Source organism: Actinoplanes sp. G11-F43 (assembly GCF_050589265.1).
Classification (GTDB): domain Bacteria; phylum Actinomycetota; class Actinomycetes; order Mycobacteriales; family Micromonosporaceae; genus Actinoplanes.
This window is the reverse complement of sequence record NZ_JBNZCE010000013.1, coordinates 17,883-39,949: the sequence shown is the minus strand read 5'-3', so window position 1 is coordinate 39,949 and position 22,067 is coordinate 17,883. Positions and strand designations below refer to the sequence as shown.

The 22,067-nt window shown below is 70.0% G+C and carries 20 protein-coding genes; 13 read left to right on the top strand and 7 right to left on the bottom strand.

Translation table 11 applies throughout. From position 1 onward, the window contains the following. The first annotated feature begins 115 nt into the window (after positions 1–115). Positions 116–2,071 carry an ABC transporter ATP-binding protein gene (locus ACQ0O7_RS14500; RefSeq protein WP_430782569.1) on the top strand — a complete coding sequence of 652 codons (1,956 nt, stop codon included), beginning with the start codon at positions 116–118 and terminating at the stop codon, positions 2,069–2,071. Positions 2,072–2,428: 357 nt separating this feature from the next. Here the strand turns inward: ACQ0O7_RS14500 and ACQ0O7_RS14495 are convergent, their stop codons facing one another. After that, a complete protein-coding gene (locus ACQ0O7_RS14495; RefSeq protein ID WP_430782568.1) occupies positions 2,429–2,911 on the bottom strand; it encodes a hypothetical protein in 483 nt (160 codons plus the stop codon). A gap of 852 nt (positions 2,912–3,763) precedes the next feature. Here ACQ0O7_RS14495 and ACQ0O7_RS14490 point away from each other — a divergent pair. From ACQ0O7_RS14490 to ACQ0O7_RS14480, 3 genes are all read left to right on the top strand, one after another. Further along, positions 3,764–3,967 carry a cold-shock protein gene (locus ACQ0O7_RS14490; RefSeq protein WP_092557390.1) on the top strand — a complete coding sequence of 68 codons (204 nt, stop codon included), beginning with the start codon at positions 3,764–3,766 and terminating at the stop codon, positions 3,965–3,967. 188 nt (positions 3,968–4,155) lie between these two features. Further along, positions 4,156–4,737, top strand: coding sequence for a TIGR03086 family metal-binding protein (locus ACQ0O7_RS14485; protein WP_430782567.1), 582 nt, complete (start codon positions 4,156–4,158; stop codon positions 4,735–4,737). Between the two features lie 58 nt (positions 4,738–4,795). After that, complete coding sequence (locus ACQ0O7_RS14480; protein WP_430782566.1) at positions 4,796–5,770, top strand: DUF4034 domain-containing protein; 975 nt, start codon at positions 4,796–4,798, stop codon at positions 5,768–5,770. Here the strand turns inward: ACQ0O7_RS14480 and ACQ0O7_RS14475 are convergent. Both ACQ0O7_RS14475 and ACQ0O7_RS14470 read right to left on the bottom strand, forming a co-directional pair. After that, the gene (locus ACQ0O7_RS14475) at positions 5,767–6,852 is read right to left on the bottom strand and encodes an NAD(P)H-dependent flavin oxidoreductase (RefSeq protein ID WP_430782565.1); all 1,086 of its coding nucleotides are present in this window, start codon (positions 6,850–6,852) and stop codon (positions 5,767–5,769) included. The two genes, ACQ0O7_RS14480 and ACQ0O7_RS14475, sit on opposite strands and share 4 nt — an antisense overlap. Continuing rightward, the gene (locus ACQ0O7_RS14470) at positions 6,842–8,416 is read right to left on the bottom strand and encodes an acyl-CoA synthetase (protein WP_430782564.1); all 1,575 of its coding nucleotides are present in this window, start codon (positions 8,414–8,416) and stop codon (positions 6,842–6,844) included. Before ACQ0O7_RS14470 ends, ACQ0O7_RS14475 begins: the two co-directional genes overlap by 11 nt. A gap of 73 nt (positions 8,417–8,489) precedes the next feature. Here ACQ0O7_RS14470 and ACQ0O7_RS14465 point away from each other — a divergent pair, with 73 nt between their 5' ends. Next, positions 8,490–9,269 (top strand): crotonase/enoyl-CoA hydratase family protein, encoded by a 780-nt coding sequence (locus ACQ0O7_RS14465; RefSeq protein WP_430782563.1) that lies wholly within the window; start codon positions 8,490–8,492, stop codon positions 9,267–9,269. Between the two features lie 137 nt (positions 9,270–9,406). Here ACQ0O7_RS14465 and ACQ0O7_RS14460 read toward each other — a convergent pair whose 3' ends face one another. Then, a complete protein-coding gene (locus ACQ0O7_RS14460; RefSeq protein WP_430782562.1) occupies positions 9,407–10,084 on the bottom strand; it encodes a M23 family metallopeptidase in 678 nt (225 codons plus the stop codon). A gap of 62 nt (positions 10,085–10,146) precedes the next feature. Continuing rightward, on the bottom strand, positions 10,147–10,689 hold the full coding sequence (locus ACQ0O7_RS14455; RefSeq protein ID WP_430782561.1) for a hypothetical protein: 543 nt from the start codon (positions 10,687–10,689) through the stop codon (positions 10,147–10,149). 114 nt (positions 10,690–10,803) lie between these two features. On the opposite strand from ACQ0O7_RS14455, the gene ACQ0O7_RS14450 reads away from it, so the two are divergent. From ACQ0O7_RS14450 to ACQ0O7_RS14440, 3 genes are read left to right on the top strand one after another with little or no spacing between them, the layout of a single operon-like run. Then, positions 10,804–11,919 (top strand): hypothetical protein, encoded by a 1,116-nt coding sequence (locus tag ACQ0O7_RS14450; protein ID WP_430782560.1) that lies wholly within the window; start codon positions 10,804–10,806, stop codon positions 11,917–11,919. A gap of 33 nt (positions 11,920–11,952) precedes the next feature. After that, positions 11,953–12,387 (top strand): hypothetical protein, encoded by a 435-nt coding sequence (locus tag ACQ0O7_RS14445; RefSeq protein WP_430782559.1) that lies wholly within the window; start codon positions 11,953–11,955, stop codon positions 12,385–12,387. Between the two features lie 9 nt (positions 12,388–12,396). Beyond that, on the top strand, positions 12,397–13,446 hold the full coding sequence (locus tag ACQ0O7_RS14440) for a hypothetical protein (RefSeq protein ID WP_430782558.1): 1,050 nt from the start codon (positions 12,397–12,399) through the stop codon (positions 13,444–13,446). Positions 13,447–13,449: 3 nt separating this feature from the next. Here ACQ0O7_RS14440 and ACQ0O7_RS14435 read toward each other — a convergent pair whose 3' ends face one another. Further along, entirely contained in the window at positions 13,450–14,988 is a 1,539-nt protein-coding gene (locus ACQ0O7_RS14435; RefSeq protein WP_430782557.1) for an acyl-CoA synthetase, read from the bottom strand. 27 nt (positions 14,989–15,015) lie between these two features. Between ACQ0O7_RS14435 and ACQ0O7_RS14430 the strand changes: the two genes are divergently transcribed. The 5 genes from ACQ0O7_RS14430 to ACQ0O7_RS14410 all read left to right on the top strand — a co-directional run bounded on the left by ACQ0O7_RS14430 (position 15,016) and on the right by ACQ0O7_RS14410 (position 21,628). Next, on the top strand, positions 15,016–16,020 hold the full coding sequence (locus tag ACQ0O7_RS14430; RefSeq protein ID WP_430782556.1) for a Zn-ribbon domain-containing OB-fold protein: 1,005 nt from the start codon (positions 15,016–15,018) through the stop codon (positions 16,018–16,020). Then, on the top strand, positions 16,017–16,928 hold the full coding sequence (locus ACQ0O7_RS14425) for a lipid-transfer protein (protein ID WP_430782555.1): 912 nt from the start codon (positions 16,017–16,019) through the stop codon (positions 16,926–16,928). The genes ACQ0O7_RS14430 and ACQ0O7_RS14425 overlap by 4 nt, the downstream gene beginning before the upstream one ends. Beyond that, entirely contained in the window at positions 16,925–18,076 is a 1,152-nt protein-coding gene (locus tag ACQ0O7_RS14420) for a thiolase domain-containing protein (RefSeq protein WP_430782554.1), read from the top strand. Before ACQ0O7_RS14425 ends, ACQ0O7_RS14420 begins: the two co-directional genes overlap by 4 nt. Continuing rightward, positions 18,073–19,641, top strand: a complete 1,569-nt coding sequence (locus ACQ0O7_RS14415; protein ID WP_430782553.1) for a GMC family oxidoreductase N-terminal domain-containing protein — start codon at positions 18,073–18,075, stop codon at positions 19,639–19,641. The genes ACQ0O7_RS14420 and ACQ0O7_RS14415 overlap by 4 nt, the downstream gene beginning before the upstream one ends. Positions 19,642–19,816: 175 nt before the next feature. Beyond that, positions 19,817–21,628, top strand: coding sequence for a family 16 glycoside hydrolase (locus ACQ0O7_RS14410; protein ID WP_430782552.1), 1,812 nt, complete (start codon positions 19,817–19,819; stop codon positions 21,626–21,628). Here the strand turns inward: ACQ0O7_RS14410 and ACQ0O7_RS14405 are convergent. After that, a complete protein-coding gene (locus tag ACQ0O7_RS14405; protein WP_430782551.1) occupies positions 21,625–22,062 on the bottom strand; it encodes a hypothetical protein in 438 nt (145 codons plus the stop codon). The genes ACQ0O7_RS14410 and ACQ0O7_RS14405 overlap by 4 nt on opposite strands. Positions 22,063–22,067 lie beyond the last annotated feature (5 nt).

Below are 22,067 nucleotides of genomic sequence, written 5' to 3'. Positions count from 1 at the left end.
GGTCGCCGCGCCGCACCCCGTTCCAGCCGCGGAAAGACAAAATTGTCGTACCCCCGGTGCAGCATGGACCCCAGCGCTTGACCTCAACCGTCGTTGAAGTGGGAGGTTCGGGCCCATGAGCATGGAATTCGCTGCCTGGAACTCGATGTGGCACGTCATGAACCAGCAGGACGACAAGCGGCCGTTCTCGCGCGCCACGCTCCGCCGCATCCTCGCCCTGGCCCGTCCACACCGGCGGGCGCTCACCGGCTTCCTGCTGCTCAGCGTCATCACCGCCGCCCTCGCGGTGGCGACACCGGTGCTGGCCGGCCGGGTCGTCGACGCGATCGTCGAGGGCGGCGAGACCCGCCTGGTGATCGGCCTGGCGATCGGGATCGCGGTGATCGCGCTCGCCGAGGCCGGGCTCGGGCTGGCCCAGCGCTGGCTGTCCGCCCGCATCGGCGAGGGCCTGATCCTCGACCTGCGGACCAGAGTGTTCGACCACGTGCAGCGGATGCCCGTCGCGTTCTTCACCCGGACCCGGACCGGCGCCCTGGTCAGCCGGCTCAACAACGACGTCATCGGCGCCCAGCGGGCGTTCAGCGACACCCTGTCCGGGGTGGTCGGCAACTTGGTCGCGCTGATCCTCACGCTGATCGTGATGATCGGGATCTCCTGGCAGATCACCGTCCTCGCGCTGCTCCTGCTGCCGGTGTTCGTGCTGCCCGCCCGGCGGATGGGCGGCCGGCTCGCCGGGATGGAGCGGGAGGCCGCCGAGCACAACGCGGCGATGAACACCCAGATGACCGAGCGGTTCTCCGCGCCCGGCGCGACCCTGGTCAAGCTGTACGGTGATCCCGCCGCCGAGTCGGGCGAGTTCGCCGCCCGCGCCAGCCGGGTCCGCGACATCGGAGTCCGGACGGCCATGGCGCAGCACCTGTTCATGACCGCGCTGATCTCGGTGTCGGCCGTCGCCATCGCCCTCGTCTACGGGCTGGGCGGCTTCTACGCGCTGCGCGGGCAGCTCGACCCGGGCGCCGTCGTCGCCCTGGCCATCCTGCTCACCCGGCTCTACGCGCCGCTGACCTCACTCGCCAGCGCCCGGGTCGAGGTGATGACCGCACTCGTCAGCTTCGAGCGGGTCTTCGAGATCCTCGACCTGAAACCGCTGATCGAGGAGAAGCCGGAGGCGCGGCCGGTCCCGGACGGGCCGGTGTCGGTGGAGTTCGACGACGTGCGGTTCGCCTACCCGTCGGCCGACAAGGTGTCCCTGGCATCCCTGGAGGAGGTCGCCACCCTGGACACCCGCGGCGGCGAGGAGGTGCTGCACGGCGTCTCGTTCCGGGCCGAGCCGGGACAGATGGTGGCGCTGGTCGGCTCCTCCGGGGCCGGCAAGTCGACGATGGCCAGCCTGCTCCCCCGGCTGTACGACGCGGGCACCGGCTCGGTGCGGCTGGGCGGCGTCGACGTGCGCGATCTGAGTGCCGCCTCGCTGCGGCAGAGCCTCGGCATGGTCACCCAAGACGGCCATCTCTTCCACGAGTCGGTGCGGGCCAACCTGCTGCTGGCCCGGCCCGGCGCCACCGAGGACGACATGTGGGACGTGCTGCGCCGGGCCCACGTCGCCGACCTGGTCGAGTCCCTGCCCGACGGCCTCGACACGGTCATCGGCGAACGCGGCTACCGCCTGTCCGGCGGTGAACGGCAGCGGCTCACCATCGCCCGCCTGCTGCTGGCCCGGCCACGGGTGGTCGTGCTCGACGAGGCGACCGCACACCTGGACTCCACGTCCGAGCAGGCGGTGCAGGCCGCTCTCGGCGAGGCGCTGGCCGGCCGGACCGCGGTGGTGATCGCCCACCGGCTCTCCACGGTGCGGGCCGCCGACCAGATCCTGGTCGTCGAGGACGGGCACGTGATCGAGCGCGGCACCCATCCCGAGCTGCTGGCGGCGGGCGGCCGTTACGCGGAGCTGTACCGGACGCAGTTCAGCGACTCCCGGCCACTCGACTCCCGGCCACTCGACGGCTCCCGGCCACCGGCCCCGGACTCCGCCACCGCGGACCGGCTCCCGGCGGAGGCCGCCACGCCCTGAGGTAAGAGGGGTGGCCGGCCCGGACGCCACCGGAACGCGGACGAGGCCCACGGTTGACCGGACCCGGGCCAGCGCGGCCGGCCCAGTGCGGCCGGGCGAACGCGGCCGGCCCAACGCGGCCAGGCCAGTACGGCCAGGCCAGTACGGCCAGACCAGCGCGGCCAGACCAGCGCGGCCAGACCAGCACGGCCAGACCAGCACGGCCAGGCCAACGCGGCCAGACCAGCACGGCCAGGCCAACGCGGCCGGGAAGGAGGCGTCAGGCCAGAGGCTCTCGTTCAGTGTCAGCGGGTGGGGATGAGCGGAGGCCGAACGAGGTGACCGGAGGTCGGTGGCAGGCGCGGCGGCGAGTCAGGGTCAGTGCGGGGTCGAGGCTCGGCGCAGTGCCCGGGTGATCAGTTGGTCGGGGCGGGCTCGTGAACCGCTGGAGGTCTCCCAGCCGGCGTCGGCGACCAGGACGATCGTGGGGCCGGTTCGGGCCAGCACCATGAAGGTGTGGTGGGTGATCTGCTGATCCACATGTTCCCAGCGGGTGGTCCAGCGGAGGACCAGCCGGTTCGGTTCGCTCGCCACCAGCTTCCAGGACTTGTCGTCGCAGTTCCGCAAGGACTTGCGCAAGCCGGTCAGGTAGCCGCGGGCGGCGCGTTCGGTGTGGTACCGGGCCACATATTCCAGGATCACGATCGGCGCCTGGTCGACATCGACCACCGCTGAGACGGCACGGTCCGCGGACGGCTTCGCCACTCGGAGGCCGCACGGACGGGGCGGCCGGATCTTGGGCCAACTGTCGGCGCCGACCGGATAGGGCTTCGCCCCACCCAGGTCCCCCGCCTGCAGCATGGCCCCATCCGGAATGCCGGTCCCGGTCACGGCCCCGGAGCTGGTCGCCGGACCCGAGGAGGCGGCTTGATGGAGGGTGGCGGGCATCGTCGTGAATGCGTGGTCCCGGGCGGTGGGGGCGGCCACTCTCGCCGAACGTGTGGTCGCTTCGACGGGAATTAGGCCTGCCGGGCGAGAGCCTGCCGGGCGAGAGCCTGCCGGGCGAGAGCCTGCCGGGCGAGAGCCTGCCTCGACAAGAGGAGAGGCCGCGGAGACGGAGGCCGCCTGACGAGAGGCCGCCTCGGCGGGAAGAGCAGCGGCAAGACGCAACGGCATCCGCGAAGGTGTCGCCTCGGCGGGAGCAACGGCGGTAAGACGCAAGGTCATCCGCGGAGGTGCCGCGGCGGCAGGAGCAACAGCGGCAAGACGCACGGCCATCCGCGGAGAGGCCGCGGCGGCAGGAACGGAGGCCGCGACGGCAGGAGCAGAGGCCGCGGCGGCAGGAGCAGAGGCCGCGGCGGCAAGGCGCGAGGTCGCCGGGTGAGAGGCCGCCTCGGCGGGGAGGGGGGAGGTGGCCAGGAGCGCGGTTGTCGCTGTGACCAGGAGAGTTCGGGAGACCGGCATTTCACCTCCGCCGAGTGACAGCGATTTCTGTTGACCCTACGCTCTCCCTGGTGACTTTCCCGGGTCCTTCCCCGAATCGTGTGTTACGTTGGGCGTGTTGCAGTTTTGATTTCCACAGACGAAATGTGACGCCTGACGGGCATCCCGGCCGACAGGCGTTTTTTGTCGATATCCCGGATCTCGGGTGGTCATCAACGCGGTGACGTGGAGTTCCGCACGGTGCGGGCTCCCGACGGCAAGGAGAAAAGCATGGCCACCGGTACCGTGAAGTGGTTCAACGGCGACAAGGGCTTCGGATTCATCACCCAGGACGGCGGCGGCCCCGACGTGTTCGCCCACTTCTCGGCGATCGCCTCCTCGGGCTACCGGACGCTCGAGGAGAACCAGCGGGTGGAATTCGAGATCTCGCAGGGCCAGAAGGGCCCGCAGGCCGAGAACATCCGCACCATCTGATCGTACGAAGGTCCTGAAAAGGTCCTCACCTGATCTTCCGAACCGCCTGATCATTCACGGCGGTGACGGGGAAACACGAGAGCGTGCGCAAGCCTGAATCCGATTCGGATCCGGGCCGGCGCACGCTTTTGTCGTTACCGACCGAAGTTATCCGCTCAAAAGTGAACCACTGATGAAGGGACGACACGATGCCCCTGTCCGCGCTGCCGCCCGCTGAACGCCACCGGCTGATCGCCGCCGGGTTCACCGCACGTGTCGAGGGGACGGTGGACTGGGGCGTTCCCGCGCCGGTGGACGGCTGGACCGCCCGTGACGTGGTGCGCCATCTGGTCGAATGGCTACCGGGCTTCCTCCAGTCCGGCGCCGGGATCACCCTGCCATCGGGCCCGAGCGTGGACGCCGACCCGCGAGGGGCGTGGCAGAACCATACGGACGCCGTACAAAAGCTGCTTGAAGATCCGGAAACTTCGACGCGCGCGCTGTCCAATCCGCATCTCGGTGAGATTCCCCTGGATCAGGCGATCGACCGGTTCTACACCACCGACGTCTTCATGCACACCTGGGACCTGGCCCGCGCCACCGGGCAGGCCGAGGACCTGGACGCCGAGCATTGCGCGGAACTGCACGCCGGGATGCAACCGATGGACGAGATGTTGCGCGCTTCCGGACAGTACGGCCCGGCGGTCCCGGTGCCGGACGACGCCGACCCGCAGACCCGCCTGGTCGGCTTCATCGGCCGCGACCCGAACTGGACGACGCCGGTGCGGTAAGCAGCGCCACGTCCCCCGTGTCTAGGATCCTCGATCAGACACGGGGGAGGAAGACCGCATGTGGCCGTTCAGCCGCAAGAACCGGGACACACAGCCGGCGGGTCCGAAACTGGTCATCGATCCGGCGTATGGGGACCCGATCACCCGGACCTTGATCGACGCGATGACGAAGCAGGACTGGCGCACCGCGCGGGACGTGCTGACCGAGGCGCGTGACCCGGACGTCCGGGCGTTCCTGATGGAGGCCGTCGGCAAGGTCGACGGTGTGCAGGAGTGGATCCCGGAGTGGGTGGCCGCCGAACCGGACTCGACCCTGCCGGTGCTGGTGCGCGGCTGTCACGCGGTGCACTGGGCGTGGGACGCCCGGGGTGGGAAGCGGGCGCAGCACACCAGCGCCGAGCAGTTCCGCGAGTTCGGCCGCCGGCTGAAACTGGCCGAGAACCTGCTGGACGAGGTGACCGCCCGTGACCCGGACGACGTGACCGCCTGGGCGTGGCTGGTGATGTCGGCGCGCGGCCGTCAGGTGGACCGGGCCGAGGCGCAGGCCCGGTTCGGCGAGGTCGTCAAAAGGCATCCGCTGCACATCGTGGCGCACGAGCAGTACCTGCAGTTCCTGTGCGCGAAGTGGTCCGGCAGCCACGAGCTGATGTTCGACTTCGCCCGGAAGGCGACCGCCGCGGCCCCGGCGGGCAGCTGGCTGCCGGAGCTGATCGCGATCGCGCACCTGGAGAAGTGGATGTCCCTGCCGGGTGGCGAGGACGCCGAGTGGGTCCGGCAGCCGGAGGTGCGTGAGGAGATCGTGGCGGCGGCCGCCAGGTCGTACCTGCACCCGGACTTCCGGACCGGGCCGGGCTGGGTGCCGCGGGTCGCCCCGTTCGCCCTGATGTGCGAGTTCGTGGAGGCGTTCGAGGCCGCCGGGCACGCCCACGATCTGCTCGGCGACCAGGTCAGCGAGTGGCCGTGGCAGTACTGCGGCGACCCGGTCGAGGCATTCGTCCGGGGCCGCGAGTACGTGCACGAGAACCGTCCCTAACGGAGCCGGTGCAGCCGTTCCAGGGTCTCGTCCGCCTCGGTGACCAGGTCGGACATCACCTCGGCGACCGGACGTACCGCGTTCATCCGGCCCACGATCTGACCCACCGGCATCGGTACGACACTCGGGTCCCCCGATGCCATCAGCCGATCGTGGGCCGACGAGACCAGCAGGTTCTGCAACGGCATCGGCAGCGCGGCCGGTGCGCCCTCCGCCGACCACGCCTCGGTCCACCGGTTGCGGAGCAGGCGCGCCGGCTTGCCGGAGTAGATCCGGCTGCGCACGGTGTCGCCGGAGGTGGCCCGCAGCAGCGCCTCGCGCAGTGCCGGCCCGCTCCGGTACTCGGCGGTGCCCAGCCACACCGAGCCCATCCACACCCCGCGCGCGCCGAGGGCCAGAGCGGCCGCGATCTGCCGTCCGCTGCCGATCCCGCCGGCCGCCAGCACCGGCACGCCGACCGCGTCGACCACCTCGGGGACCAGCACCATTCCGGCGATCTCGCCGGTGTGGCCGCCCGCCTCGTAACCTTGGGCGACCACGATGTCGGCTCCGGCGGCGACGTGCCCGCGGGCGTGGTCGGCCCGGCCGGCCAGTGCCGCCACCAGCAGGCCACGGTCGTGGGCCTGGGCGATCACGTCGGGCGGTGGCGGGCCGAGCGCGTTGGCGATCAGCCGGATCGGGTGGTCGAGTGCCACCTCGACGTGGCTGCGCGCGATCGAGTGCAGCCAGCCGAGCACTCCGGTACGGTCCTGGGCGGCGGACAACGGCGGAACACCGAGGCGTGACAACGTACGCTCGACGAAGTCCTTGTGTCCGGAAGGGATCATCGCGCTCAGGTCGTCGGGCAGTCCCTCGGCGGGCACTGTGCTCGGCATGACCACGTCGACGCCGTACGGCCGCCCGCCGGTCTCCTCGTCCAGCCAGGTCAGCACGGTGTCCAGTTCTTTCGCGTCGTTGAACCGGACACAGCCGAGCACGCCGAGCCCGCCGGCCCGGCTGATCGCGGCGACGACGTGTTCGGAGGGGCTGAACCCGACGATCGGGACGTCGATGCCGAGCAGGTCGCAGAGGTCAGTCCGCATCGTGTTCCCTCGTGTGGGCGTGCGCCCAGCGGTAGTCGGCCTTGCCGCTGATGGTGCGGGCGATGGCGTCGACGAGCCAGATCGCACGAGGTACCTTGTACCCGGCAACCTTTAATCGGACATGTTCCAGTAAATCCGGCAGATTAACGGTACCGCGCGGCTGCACCAACGCGACCACCCGCTGCCCCAGCAGATCGTCCGGAATCCCGATCACCAGAGCGTCGAACACCGCCGGATGCGACTTGAGCGCCCCCTCCACCTCCTCCGGGAACACCTTCTCCCCACCGGTGTTGACGCAGGTGTTCCCCCGCCCGAGCAGGGTGATCATCCCGTCGTCCTCCAGCCGGGCCAGGTCGCCGGGAACCGCGTACCGCACCCCGTCGACCTCGGTCAGCAACGCCGCCGTCTTCTCCGGATCCCGGTAGTAGCCGAGCGGCACGTGCCCACCCCGCGCCAGCCGCCCGATCACCCCGGGCCCGGCGCGTTTCCCGTAGTCGTCGATGACGATGGTGTCCGGCCCCGGCGTGATCCGTGGCCCGTCGACCGCGCCACCCTCCACCTCGGCCACGATGCCGATCCCGGCGAACCCGGTCTCCGACGACCCGACCGCGTCGGTGACCAGCACCCCCGGCAGCGCCTGGAGGTACTGCCGTTTGACCGAGGGCGAGAACAGCGCCGCGCTCGACGAGATCGCCATCAGCGACGACCCGTCGTAGCTCCCGGCCAGGTAGGCCTCGATGATCGGCCGGGCCATCGCGTCACCGATCAGGACCACCACGTTGACCTTGCGGCGTTCGATGGTCCGCCACACCTCGTCCGCGTCGAAGTGCGGCAGGAACACCACGGTGTCCCCGGCGAACAGGGCGGCCAGGGCGGCCCACTGGGCGTTGCCGTGGATCAGCGGGGCCAGGCAGAACCGGGTCATCGGCGGCATCTCGGAGCCGCGTTTGGTCTGCGCCCACTCGTCGTCCAGGGGGATGCCGGACATGAAGTCGATACCGCCGCCGAGCACCCGCCAGACGTCCTCGTGCCGCCAGATGACACCTTTGGGATAGCCGGTGGTGCCGCCGGTGTAGAGCAGATAGACGTCGTCGCCGGAACGTGCCTCGAAGTCGCGCGCGCTCGAACCACTCAGAGCGTCCTCGTATGCGACGTCGGAGAAATCGGACCCGGACCCGTCCGGCAACGCGACCACCGCACGGAACTCACGCCCCACCGCCGCCACCCGCTCCGAGAATCCCCGGTCGTGAATGAGAGCGACCAGCCCGGCGTCCTCGAACAGATACTGCAACTCGTTCTCGACATATCGATAGTTCACGTTGACGACCACGGCACGGAGTTTGTACACGGCGATCATGGCCACTACGGCCTCGATCGAGTTGCCCGCGTACAACCCCACGTGGGCGCCCTTGCCCACCCCCCGACTTCGCAGGAAATGGGCCAGACGGTTGGCGGTCTCCTCCAGCTCGGCGTAGGTGATCCCACGCTCGCCGCAGGCCACCGCGACACGATCTCCGAAGGCGTCGACCGCGTGCTCGAACAGGTCCGCAATATTGGCCGCCATCAACGCAAAGTAGAACCTGTTATCGTTCTGGGGCAAGGTTCGGCACCGCTCGTTGCACAGTGAGGAGAACCGGGTGGACGCCCTGATCGAACAGCGCGGACCGATCCTGATCGTCACGATGAACCGGCCCCGGGTCCGCAACGCCCTCTCCCCCGAGATGCTGGCCGTCATGCGCGACGCCTGGGACCGGGCCGACGCCGATCCGGACATCCGCGTCGCGATCCTCACCGGCGCCGGCGGGGCGTTCTGCTCGGGCGCCGACCTGCGCGCGATGACCGGAAATCATCCCGGCGACGGCTTCCGCGACGGCGGCGCCGACCTGTCCCGCATCGACGCGCTCCTGAAGGGCCGCCGGCTGAGCAAACCGCTGATCGCCGCGGTGGAGGGCCCCGCGGTCGCCGGCGGAACCGAGATCCTGCAGGCCACCGACGTGCGGGTGGCCGGCGAGAGCGCCCGGTTCGGCGTCTCCGAGGCGCGCTGGGGCCTGTTCCCGCTGGGCGGTTCCGCGGTCCGCCTGCCCCGGCAACTGCCGTATCCGATCGCCGCCGAACTACTGCTGACCGGCCGCCACCTTCTCGCACCGGAAGCGCACCGGATCGGCCTGATCAACCACGTCGTCCCCGACGGTCAGGCACTCCCGAAAGCCCTGGAGATCGCCGAGGTCATCGCCGCCAACGGCCCGATCGCGATCCAGGCCATCCTGCGCACCATCCGGGAGACCGAAGGCCTGCCGGAAGACGACGCGTTCGCCATCGAATCACGCATCGGCATGAAGGTATTCACCTCCGACGATGCAAAAGAGGGACCGCAGGCGTTCATCGAGAAACGCAGACCCCACTTCAAGAACCATTGATCGTACGATCCACCGAACGGTCCCGCGTCGTCCCCGCGAGGTGGCCGGCACACCGGGCCGTCAACGCGGCCGCCGGGCGAATGCGATGGCCCGGCGGTACCGTGCGCCAGGAACGAGCGCACGGTACCCGTACACCATCAAGCCTTGCAGTTGTTCTTCTTCTTCCAGGCCGCGACCGCCTTGACCGGGCTCTTCTGCCCGCCCTTGCGCCACGACGTCAGATAGCCGGCCGGCCACACCACACCGCGGCGAACCTTCCAGTCCCCGGTCTTCTTGCACGCCGGCGAGATGCCGTAGTGCACGTGGCAGACGTTGCTGGCGTTACCCGTCTTGCCGGTCTTGCCGACCTGCTGCCCGGCCTTCACCCGGACACCCTTCTTGATCCCGGAGGCGACGCTGCTCAGGTGCGAGCCGTAGTACCGCACCCCGTCGTCGCCGAGGATCGACACGAACTTGCCGCCGTTGTTCGGCCCGGCCGGCTTGCCCTTCTTGTACTTGTCGACCCGGCTGACCTCCAGCACCACACCACTGGTGGTGGCCCGGAACGGCTTGCCGCAGGCGACGAAGATGTCGGTGGCCGGATACCCGGAATGGGTCTTGTGCCACGAGACGTTCGACGCCTTGACCGGAAACACATACTTCACCTTGGCCGCGGCCGTGACATCGGTCGACGCCGCGACCAGCTCCAGGTCAGCAGACGCCCCCGCGGCCGCCTGCTGCACCGGGACACCGACCGGGGCGGCCGGCTCGCCGACACCGGAACCGGCCAGAACCGCCACCACGGCAACCCCGGCCAGATAGGGATGAATTTTCATCGCGCCACCATAAGCGCACCCCGAGATCACCCGCAGGCCCACCCGCACCATCGCGTCCCCGCTCACTCCCCCGCCGACTCGGCACGCTCTCGCCAGCGTCGCGGCACACCGATCTCGAAATGCTCGGCCCGCAACAGCGCGAGTCTCATCGTGCGGTCGGCGATCAGCGCACCGAACGCCGATTCCGCCTCCTCGGCGAATCGACGCTCGGGCCAGTTCCGGATCGTTCCTTCGGCGATGTCGACATGCCATCGGGTCATTCCCCGCAGCCGGAGCAGCACGGCGCCACCGGACGACCGGCCCACACCATCGAGTTCGCGCAGACGAGCGGCGTACGAACCATCCGCGAACCCACCGGAACGTTCCCGGATCCACTGCTGCTCGGTCCGGCTACGCCCCAGCGCGACCCGGACGATCTCCTCACGCCGCCGTGCCCACGCCACCCAGGTGGTGGTGCCCAAAGCCGACAGCTGGCGGGACAGCCCGCGCTCGTCGTACCACTCGTATGTCCGGGGCTGAAAATACAACCGCAGCCGGTTGTCCCCGGTGACCGTGGCTTGGATGGCTCCGTCGGGTGACCGGCCCGTCACCTCCATTGTCCGCAACTGGTCACCGAGGTCTGCCGTTTCGCTCCACATGTCTCACGTTTCCCCAGCTTGATCAACAAATCTCATCGACTCTGGTGAACCTACAAGGCCTCCTTCTGGTACACCTCGGTTGTGACAGGAAGACGCATCGCCGCCGCGGCCACGGTGTTGACACTGATCGGCGCGCCGGGTTCCCCGGCGGCCGCACAGCCGGCCGACAGCGCTCTGACCCTGGTGACCGGAGCGGGCGGCGCCGAGTTCAGTGGCGACGACGGACCGGCCGTGGAGGCCAGGCTGAACGGGCCGACCGCTGCCGCCGTCGCCGAGGACGGCACTCTCTACATCGCGGACATGGTCAACCGCCGGGTCCGGGCGGTGAGCCCCGACGGGATCATCCGGACCGTCGCGGGCGACGGCGGCGTCACCCCTCCGGCCGGACCGCTCGCCCCCGGCACCAAGGGTGTCGACGTCCCACTCGGATCGCCGAACACCATCGCGCTCGGCGCGGACGGCACACTCTTCATCGCCGACAGCACCATGTCGAGGGTTTATGCGCTCGCCGGCGACGGCACCATCACCATCCGGGTGGATCCAGCCCGGCTGGGCGGACCGATCAATACGATCAACGCGCTGACGGTGTCCGGTGACGGGACCCTCTACCTGGCCGATCGAGAGAACGCCCGGATCGTCGAGGTCCCACCCGGCGCCGGCGAGCGGCCGATCTCGACGCCGGCCCCTCTGCCCGCGAGCCTGGCCGCCGACGGCAACGGCGATGTCTGGATCGCGAGCGCCTCCTCCGTGCTGAGCCGCCTGCACGACGGGCGGATAGCCACTGTGGTCAGCCCGTCCGACGGCAGATGGGGTGTCGACGAAAACCGGCCGAACACCTCGCCGTTCAACGCCACCGCGGTCAGTTCGGGGCGGGACGGCCTCTACTTCGTCGACAACCACGAACGCGTGGTGCGCCGGCTGGGCGCAGACGGCACCGTGGACGCGATCGCCGACCTTCCGGACGACCCGTTCGGGAGAGCGGATCCGGTGAATCTGGCGGCCGGAACGGTGCCGGACGGCCCGCTCTACCTGGTCGACACGTTAGGAAACCGGATCTTCTCGACACCGGTGAATTCGGTCGGCGATGACGATGTCACCGAGGGCGGGACGCCAGTCTGGGTTTGGGCCGCCGGTGGCGCTGCCGCAGTGGCTGTCCTGGTCCTGGCGTTCTGGGGTATCCGCCGCGCACGGCGCTGAGTTGTTCGAACGATCGAGACAGGGAGGACCGACATGGCCGGCGAAGTGACCGGTGGGGACCTGTTCCGCCTATGGCGGGTGGCCGAGGTGCATCTGCCTCGCGTGGCAGACGTGTTTCTGGACGCGAATCGGCTTCTCGGAGGCTCGACGGGCGGTAGCGACGAGTTCCGGATCAGTGGCCCGGCATACCCGGGATCATCCGTCATGGCCAGTGCTGTCGGCGCCGCTTGGGAGAACATGCGCGCCGAGCTGCAGGCCATGACGGAACAGATCGGAGTCACCGTGCTGGATGCCGCGCAAGGCGTCCGGAACGCGACCCAGGCCTATATCGACATCGACGCCGCGAACGCGGATCTCCTGCGCGAATATCTCGACGATCCGAACAATCTCGACCGGGCCAGCGCAGCGTCCAACCCGCCGCTGCCCGGTTCGGACGAGGACCCCGGCACGCCATACCCGACGGCCTGAGGAGAGACGGTGGCGAAACCCGAGCTGGAGACCCCACCGGACCTCGCCGGGCAGGCCTTCGTGACGGCAGTCCGCGAGAAGTCCCGGAAGCTCAAGCAGGAGCTGATCCGGCAGACCCTCGAAGACGCCACGTCGTGGTCGCGGGCGGTCAACGACAAGTGGGCCGACACGCATCCGGGTGAGTGGGAGGGTCTGCCCATCCCCCCGGCGGAGGTCGAGGAGTACCGGCAGCGGGTTCGCACCGAGGACTACGAGTGGGTCGAGCCGTCGTTCGAGCGCTTCCTCCAGCCCGACCCGGACGCGCTCAACCCGATCATCGACGCACTCACCACCATCGAGGCGATGCTGGAGGGAAGCGCCGATGCCAACGGCGGCTGGACCGGTGCGTCCGCGGCCCTGGGCCGCATCAACGATGTCCGCAGCGACCTGAACTGGTGGGACGGGAGATTCAAGGACACCTTCATCGATGAGTTCGTCACGCCCTTGGAGACCTCGGTGCCGAATCAGCGCGAGCTGATCCGGCTTACCAGGGACACCATGGAGGGCGCGAAGATCATCAACATCCGATTCCGCAAGTCGGTGCTGACCATGCTCGACCAGGGAATCGCGGCGACTCAGCAACTCAGTAACTCGGCATGCACCGGCGCAGACGTCCTGAAGTGGGGTTCCATCGCGCTGTGCGTGGTCGGTACGGTCGCCGCGGCAACCACCGGGCCTGGAGTCGCACTAGCCGGCGCGGTGTTCATCGATGTGATGGGCACAATCGGGGGCGGCCTGGTCCCACCCGACCAGGCACAGACGAAGCTGGACCTGGCCGCGGAGACCGCCACCGAAGTCGCCGCGAAGATCACGAACGCGCAGAGTGCTCTCGGGAACGACACCTCTGTCGCCGAGGAGTACGTGGTGCTGTCACTCGACAAGTTGCACCGGATTCTCGCCGACGGGCGGCGGGCGACCCTGACCTCGAACGTGTCGGGGCCGTTCGGGGTCGCGAGCCCCGGGCTGGCCGACGCCACGCCGGGGCAGATCACCGGTGGGGCGTTCCGCCCCCGGCGATGACGCTCAGATGGCGCGGGAGCGGCCGGACCAGTACGGGTCCCGTAGGTGCCGTTTGTACAGCTTGCCGTTGGGGTCTCGGGGTAACGAGGTGGTGTAGTCGACGGTTCGGGGGAGTTTGAAGCGGGCCAGCCGGGCGGTCAGGAAGGTCAGTAACTCGGTGGTGAGGGCCGGGCCGGGGGTGACGCCGGGGGCCGGCTGGACGACCGCCTTGATCTCCTCGCCCCACTCGTCGTGGGGGATGCCGAAAACGGCGGCGTCGGCGACCGCCGGGTGGACGAGCAGTTCGTTCTCGATCTCGGCGGGGTAGACGTTCACGCCGCCGGTGATGATCACGTCGCTGGCGCGGTCGTGGAGGTACAGGTAGCCGTCGTCGTCGAGGTGGCCGATGTCGCCGACGGTGAACATCCGGTCGTGCCGGGAGCGGCGGGTCTTCTCGGCGTCGCCGTGGTATTCGAAGGTGGCGTCGCCCATCTGCAGGTAGACGGTGCCGGGTTCGCCGGCGGGCCGGTCCTTGCCGTCGTCGTCGAGGACGCGGACCTGGGAGCCGGGCCAGGCGCGCCCGACCGAGCCGGGGCGGCGCACCCATTCGGCGGCGGTGATCAGGGTGCCGCCGCCTTCGGAGGCCGCGTAGTACTCGATCACCACCGGGCCGAACCAGTCCAGCATCGCCTGTTTGACCGGCTGGGGGCAGGGCGCCGCGCCGTGGATCATCGCGCGCATCGAGGAGACGTCGACCTGGGTGCGGAACGACGGGGGCAGGTCGAGCAGCCGCCGGAACTGGGTGGGGACCATGTGGCTGTGGGTGGCCCGGTGCCGTTCGACCATTCGGAGGAACGTGGCGGCGTCCCAGTGGTCCATCACGACGACGGTGTGCCCGAACTGGACCGAGATGATCGCGAAGTTCATCACGGCCGTGTGGTAGAGCGGTGAGCAGCACAGGTGCACGTGGTCGTCGAAGGGGCCGAGCCCGAACAGGCCGAAGAACCACAGTGACACCGGCGGCACCTGGTCGGGGTCGATGCCCTGCAGTGGGCGGCGCACCCCTTTGGGCTGTCCGGAGGTGCCGGACGTGTAGACCATGAGGCCGCCCATCGTACGGCCGCCGGGTCGTCCGGTGCCGCCCGCGCCGAGCCCGGCCAGCGACCGGAACCCGGGCACTTCGGCGGTGGCGTAGCGCAGCAGGTCGAGTCCGTCGGCGGCCTCCCGGGCGGTGTCGCCGAACCGGGGGTGGGTGATGAGGGCGCGGGCGCCGCTGTCGCGCAGGATGTAGCCGATCTCGGCGGCGGTGAGATGCCAGTTGACCGGCACCACGTGCAGTCCGATCTGGGCGGCGGCGAAGAACGTGGTGAGGATGTCGGCGCCGTTGGGCAGCAGCAGCGCGACGGTGTCTCCGGTGGCGAGCCCGGCGTCGCGCAGGCCCCGGCCGATCCGGTCGGCTTCGGCGGCGAGTTCGCCGTAGGTGAGGGTGCGGCCGCCCGGCTCCACGATGGCCGTGTGGTGGGGGTCGCGTGCCGCGATGGTCCACATCCCGATGCCGGTCATGCCAGGACTCTATAACTCGTTCCATCGATGCAAAAGCCGTTGCTGCCGCGTTCTTGCCGCACAAAGTTGGAACGTGTTTCACTCATCGGCGTGGATACCCTGGCAGCGCCGTTCACCATCGCGTTCGATTACACGCGCTCGCTCGGGCCGGTGCTCGGCCGGTTCATGGCGGGGCTGCGGGACGGGCGGGTGTTCGGCGCGCGCACGTCGGACGGCCGGGTGCACGTGCCGCCGGTGGAGTTCGATCCGGTCACCCACGAGCCGGTCACCGAGCTGGTCGAGGTCTCCCCCACCGGCCTCGTGGTGACCTGGTCCTGGAATCCGCGGCCACTGGAGGGCCAGCCGCTGGACCGGCCGTTCGCCTGGACGCTGATCCGCCTGGACGGCGCGGACACCCCGATGCTGCACGCGGTCGATGTCGCGGACCCCGACAGGATCAAGACCGGTTTGCGGGTACGGGTCCGCTGGGCCCCGTCCCGGTCCGGTCACATCCGCGACATCGCCTGTTTCGAACCGGGCTCGGCGGCGGACACCGAGCCCGGCCTCGTGGCAGATCCGGTGACGATCATGACCACGCCGATCCGGCTGCACTACACGCACACCACCTCGGCCGAGGAGGACCGTCACCTGCGGGCGCTCGCCGAGGGCCGGATCATCGGCCAGCGCTGCCCGGCCTGCCGCAAGGTCTATGTGCCGCCGCGGGTCTGCCCGGCCGACGGGGTGGCCCCGGGTGAGGTGGTGGAGGTCGCCGGCCGGGGCACGGTCACCACGTTCTGTGTGGTCGATGTGCCGTTCGCGGGCCAGCGCCTGACCCCGCCGTACGTGGTGGCGCAGGTCCTGCTGGACGGCGCGGACATCCCGATCCCGCACCTGATCCTCGGTGTCCCGGCGGCGGACGTCCGGATGGGCCTGCGGGTGCGGGCGGTGTGGCGGGACCGCGCCGACTGGTCGACGACTCCGGAGAACATCGGCCATTTCGAGCGGTCCGGGGAGCCGGACGCCCCCTTCGAGTCCTACGCGGAGCACCTGTGAACGAGGTAGCCGTCATCGGTTTCGCCCAGTCGGCGACGACCGCCCTGGTCCCGGTCTTCGAGCAGGCCCTGGACGGTGCCGGGCTGGGCCGCCGGGAGATCGACTTCTGGTGTTCGGGTTCGTCGGACTATCTGGCCGGGCGGGCGTTCTCGTTCGTCAGCGCGGTCGACGCGATCGGCGCGGTTCCGCCGATCAGCGAGTCGCATGTGGAGATGGACGCGGCGTGGGCGCTCTACGAGGCCTGGGTCAAGATCCTGGCGGGCGAGGCGCGGACCGCATTGGTGTACGGGTTCGGCAAGGGCACCGCCGGTGATCTGAACCGGGTCCTGGCGCTGCAGACCGACCCGTACACGGTGGCCCCGCTCTGGCCGGACGCGATCGGCCTGGCCGGGTTGCAGGCCCGGCTGGCCCTGGAGGCGGGCCTGTTCACCGAGCGGGACGTGGCCGAGGTCGCCCCGCACCCGATGGCGCCGGTGGCGGACGGCGCCTCGGCAGTCGTCCTGGCCGTGAGGGATCGAGCCGCCCGCAGCCGCGCGCGCCCGGCGTGGATCACCGGGATCGCGCACCGGATCGACCCGCAGGGTTTCGGCGAACGCGACCTGACCGCGGTCCCGTCGGCGACCGCGGCGGCTGGTGACGCCGGGGTCCCGGCCGATGTCGAGGTGGCCGCCCTGCACGCCCCGTTCACCCACCAGGAGCTGCTGCTGCGGCGCGCGCTGAAGCTCCCGGACGGCGTCCGCTACCTGCCGAACACCGAGAACGCGATGTTCTCCGGCGGCCTGTCCCGGATCGGGGCCGCCGCGAGCGAGATCATGTCCGGCCGGGCCGGCACCGCGGTGGCCCACGCCACCAGCGGTCCCCTGCTGCAACAGAACCTGGTCTGTGCGCTGACCGGAGCGACACCATGAGACGCGCGGCAGTGCTCGGCACCGGGCAGACCGACCACCGCACCCGCCGCACCGACGTGTCGATGGCCGGGCTCTGCCGGGAGGCGATCGACCGGGCGCTGACCGATTCCGGCACCGGCTGGGACCAGATCGACGCGGTGGTGCTGGGCAAGGCCCCGGACCTGTTCGAGGGCGTGATGATGCCCGAGCTGACCCTGGCCGCGGCGCTCGGCGCCGCCGGGAGACCGCTGCTGCGGGTGCACACCGCCGGTTCGGTGGGCGGGGCGACCGCGATCGTGGCGACCAGCCTGATCCGGGCCGGTATCCACCGGCGGGTGCTGGCGGTGGCGTTCGAGAAGCAGTCCGAGTCCAACGCGATGTGGGCGCTGTCGATCCAGCCGCCGTTCACCGCGCCGATCACCGCGGGCGCGGGTGGCTACTTCGCCCCGCACATCCGCTCGTACATCCGCCGGTCCGGTGCTCCGGGGCACATCGGCGCGCTGGTGGCGGTGAAGGACCGGCGCAACGGGGCGCTCAATCCGCACGCCCACCTGCGCCAGCCGGACATCACCGTGGAGTCGGTGCGCCAGTCGCCGATGCTGTGGGATCCGATCCGGTACGACGAGACCTGCCCGTCCTCGGACGGCGCGTGCGCGATGGTGATCGGGGACGAGACGGCGGCCGAGTCGTCGCAGCGTCAGGTGGCGTGGATCCGGGCCACCGCGATGCGTACCGAGCCGACGTTCTTCTCCGGCAAGGACCACGTGAATCCGCGGGCGGGCGCGGACGCCGCCGCCGCGTTGTGGGCGGCCGCCGGGATCACCGATCCGGTCGAGGGGATCGACGTCGCCGAGTTGTACGTGCCGTTCTCCTGGTTCGAGCCGATGTGGCTGGAGAACGTGGGTTTCGCCGGGCCGGGTCAGGGCTGGAAGCTGGTCGAGGCCGGGGAGACCCGGATCGGCGGGGCGCTGCCGGTCAACCCGTCCGGTGGGGTGCTCTGCTCCAATCCGATCGGCGCGTCCGGGCTGCTCCGGTTCGCCGAGGCGGCGATGCAGGTGATGGGCCGGGCCGGCGCGCACCAGGTGCCGGGTGCCGCGACGGCCCTCGGTCACGCCTACGGCGGCGGTTCCCAGTTCTTCTCCATGTGGGTCGTCGGGAGGACGCCATGAGACGTCGGACTCTGCTTCAGGCCGGTGCGGCGGCGGCCGTCGCCCCGGCGCCCTCTCCTCTTCCGAAGCAGGGGAGGACCGCGCTGGTGATCGGCAGTGGCTTCGGCGGGGCGGTCACCGCGTACCGGCTGGCGAAGGCGGGTTTGACCGTCACCGTGCTGGAACGGGGCCGGCGCTGGGATGTGGACGGCTCCGGCACCACCTTCTGCACGATCAGCGATCCGGACTGGCGGTGCGCGTGGTTCGGGGACAACCCGCCGCTCGGCCTGGACGTCAGCAGGACGATCACCCGCGGGGCCGGGCTGATCCAGAAGCACGCCGGCGACGGCATCCAGGTGATGTGCGGTTCCGGTGTCGGCGGCGGGTCACTGGTGATCGGCATGTTCATGCCCCAGCCGCGCCGCGCCGACTGGGAGTCGGTCTACCCGGCCGAACTGTCGTACACCGCGTTCGAGAACACCTACTGGCCGCGCGCCCGGCGGAATCTGGGCGCCACCACGATCCCTCCGGACATTCAGAACCATGCGTCGTACGTGGGGGCCCGCTCGTGGCTGGCCTACATCAGCGAGTTCGGGCGTACGGCGTCGCAGGTGCCTTTCGGGGTGGACTGGAACGTCATCCGCGACGAGCTGGCCGGCCGGGCGCCCGCCTGCCACACCATCGGCGAGGGCCCGTTCGGCAGCAACTCGGGCGCCAAGAACAGCGTCGACCGCAACTACCTGAAATGGGCGTCCGCCACCGGGAACGTGACGGTGCTGCCGCTGCACGAGGTGACCGAACTGCGCGAGGTGTCCGGTTCGTCGATCCTCGAAGTGGCGTGCCGGCAGATCGACGAACGCGGCGGGGTGCTGGCCACCAAGGTGCTGTCGGCGGACTACGTGTTCCTGGCCGCTGGATCGCTCGGCAGCACGTCGCTGCTGCTCACGTCCCGGGCGAGGGGCCGGCTGCCCCGGCTGGCCGGCACCGAGGTCGGCAAGGGCTGGGGCAACAACGGCGACTTCCTGGTGGCCCGGCTCAACCTGCGCAAGACCGTCGGCTCGGCGCAGGGCGGGCCGGGCAACGCGCGGTTCTACGACGACTCCAACCCGTACGCGAAGGCCGCGATGGCGTGGGAGGCCGCGCCGATCCCGTCCTGGCTGCCGAACAGCACCGCGCACCTGATCACCACGCTGGCGCCGGAGCGGGGCGAGATCCGCTACGACCCGGTGACCGGCACCGGCAAGGTGTACTGGCCGTACCGGGAGATGGACACCAGCGCGGACAAGGCCGGGCGTGATCTGGCCACCCGGCTGTGGTGGGCCACCGAGGGCGCCAAGGGGTCACTGCTGACCGGACTGCCGTCGTACGACCGGGGCACCGGGATGGGACTCGGCTCGCGCAACACCTACCACCCGCTCGGTGGCCTGGTGATGGGCAAGGCCACCGACTTCGCCGGAAAAGTCGCCGGATATCAGAATCTGTACTGCGTGGACGGCGCGCTCCTGCCCGGCTCCGCCTGCCTCGCCAACCCGGCCCTGACGATCACCGCGAACGCCGAACGGCTGATGGACCTGTTCCTCGCCTGAGTATTCCTGCAACAAAACTGCAAATGGATTCCGTTGACGCGCCATCCCGCCCGGTGGCAGATTCCAACTCGGAATAAGTTCCTCCGTGGCAGTCCGCCGGACCATCCCCAACGCCGCATTGTGCTTTTCTCGCGGCGTGTCCGGCGGATCCATTTGCGACAAGGAGTTCCCCCCGATGTCCCCCATTCCCCTGCGCCGGAGTCTCGGCGCCGCGGGCCTGTCCGGCCTGGTGGCCGCCGGTCTGCTGGTCTCCGTCGGCACCGCCGAGGCGGCCACCCTGTTCAGCGCCGACTTCGAATCCGGCAGCACCACCGGCTGGTCGAAATCGGGCGGCACCTGGTCGGTGGTGAGTGACGGATCGCGAGTTCTCCAGCAGTCCGACACCGGCAGTGAACGGGCCCGGCAGTTCGCCGGCGACACCTCGTGGGCGAACTACTCGGTGCAGGCCCGGGTGAAGGCCACCGCGTTCGGATCGAGCGCCGGGGTGGTCGCGCTGACCGCCCGGGCCGCCGGTTCCACGAAGATGTACCGGCTGTCGCTGACCGGCGCGAACCGGATCCAGCTGGAGACCATGAACGGCAGCGCGGTGACCGTTCTGGGCAGCCTGAACCAGACCGTCTCCACCGGTACGTTCTACACGTTGCGCCTGTCGTTCAGCGGTTCCACGATCAGTGGCTCGGTCAACGGCGCCAGTGTCGGATCGGCCACCGACAGCACCGTCACGGCCGGCCGGATCGGGTTGCTCACCGAACACGCCGCCGGCCGATTCGACGACATCGTGGTCGATGACGGGGCCTCCACGCCGCCCTCCTCCACGCCGCCGTCCTCCACGCCGCCGTCCTCGGCACCTCCCTCGTCGGCACCTCCCTCGTCGGCGCCGCCGTCCTCGCCGCCACCCGCTTCGAACGCCCTTTACGTGGCGCCCGGCGGCACCGACTCGGCGGCCGGCACCATCACCGCGCCGACCACGCTGACCTCGGCGATCTCCCGGGTCACCGCGGGCGGGACGATCCACCTGCGCGGTGGCACCTATTCGTACGCGTCGACGGTCACCATTCCGGCCGGCAACAACGGTTCTCCGGGTGCGCTCAAGAACCTCACCGCGTACAACGGCGAGAAACCGGTGTTGAACTTCGCCGCCCAGGCCGAGGACCCGGCCAATCGTGGTCTGGCCGTGAACGGCGACTACTGGCGGATCTCCGGTGTCACGGTGGAACGAGCCGGCGACAACGGCATCTTCGTCGGTGGCAGCAACAACATCCTGGAACGGACGATCACCCGCTACAACCGGGACACCGGGCTGCAGCTGTCCCGGATCCTGTCCACCACCCCGAAAGCGCAGTGGCCGGCCAACAATCTGATCCTCAGCGCCGAATCGCACGACAACGCCGACTCCGACGGTGAGGACGCCGACGGATTCGCCGCCAAACTGACCGTCGGATCCGGCAACGTCTTCCGGTACGCGGTCGCGCACAACAACATCGACGACGGCTGGGACCTCTACACCAAATCCGACACCGGCGCGATCGGGGTGGTCACCATCGAGGACTCGCTCGCGTACGGCAACGGCACGCTCAGCAACGGCGGGCAGGCCGGCAACGGTGACCGCAACGGGTTCAAGCTCGGTGGTGAGGACATCGCCGTGAATCACATCGTGCGGCGGACCATCGCGTTCGAGAACGGTAAGCACGGGTTCACGTACAACAGCAATCCCGGTTCCCTCGCGGTGTCGAACAATCTGAGCATCGACAACGTCGAACGCAATTTCAACTTCGACGGCGGCACCTCGGTGTTCCGGAACAACACGTCCTGCCGGTTCACCGGTGGCACCAACGACCGGATCATCGGCGACTCGGATGCCACCAACCAGTTCTGGTCCGGCACCAACGGCTCCCGCTGCGCGAACTTCAGCGGCGCGCTCGGCTGGTCGTTCGCCTCCGACGGCCGTCTCGCCGTCACCCTCGGCGGGCGGGCGGTCAGCCTCTAGAACGGTCCTGTGGGGGGCCACGGTCGCCCGTCTGCCACGCCTCGGCAGGCGGGCGACCGCATGTCCGCCCAGTAGTCGCCGGCCGGGTCGAGGCGGGTGAGCCATCTGGTGAGCGCCTCGACATCCGACCGGTGGCGCTCCGAGCTGACCTCGGCCCAGCGGTGGTGGACCAGCTCGTGCACCCGCACGGCCCGCGCCGCCCGGTCGAGGATCCAGGCGTCGGCCTCCGCGGCTGCGGCCCGGTCGCCGCGCAGCACCGCCGTCGCGTCGACGTCGGTGGCCACCCGCACCCCGCCCGCCTCGGCGAAGATCGAGAACTCGATGCTCCGGCCGGACTCCGTCTCGTGCCCGACGGTCACGACACCGTCGCCGGGCACCGCCAACCCGGGCCCGGCGTCCGCCTCGGCGACCACGTAGTGCAGCTGGAACGTCATGACAC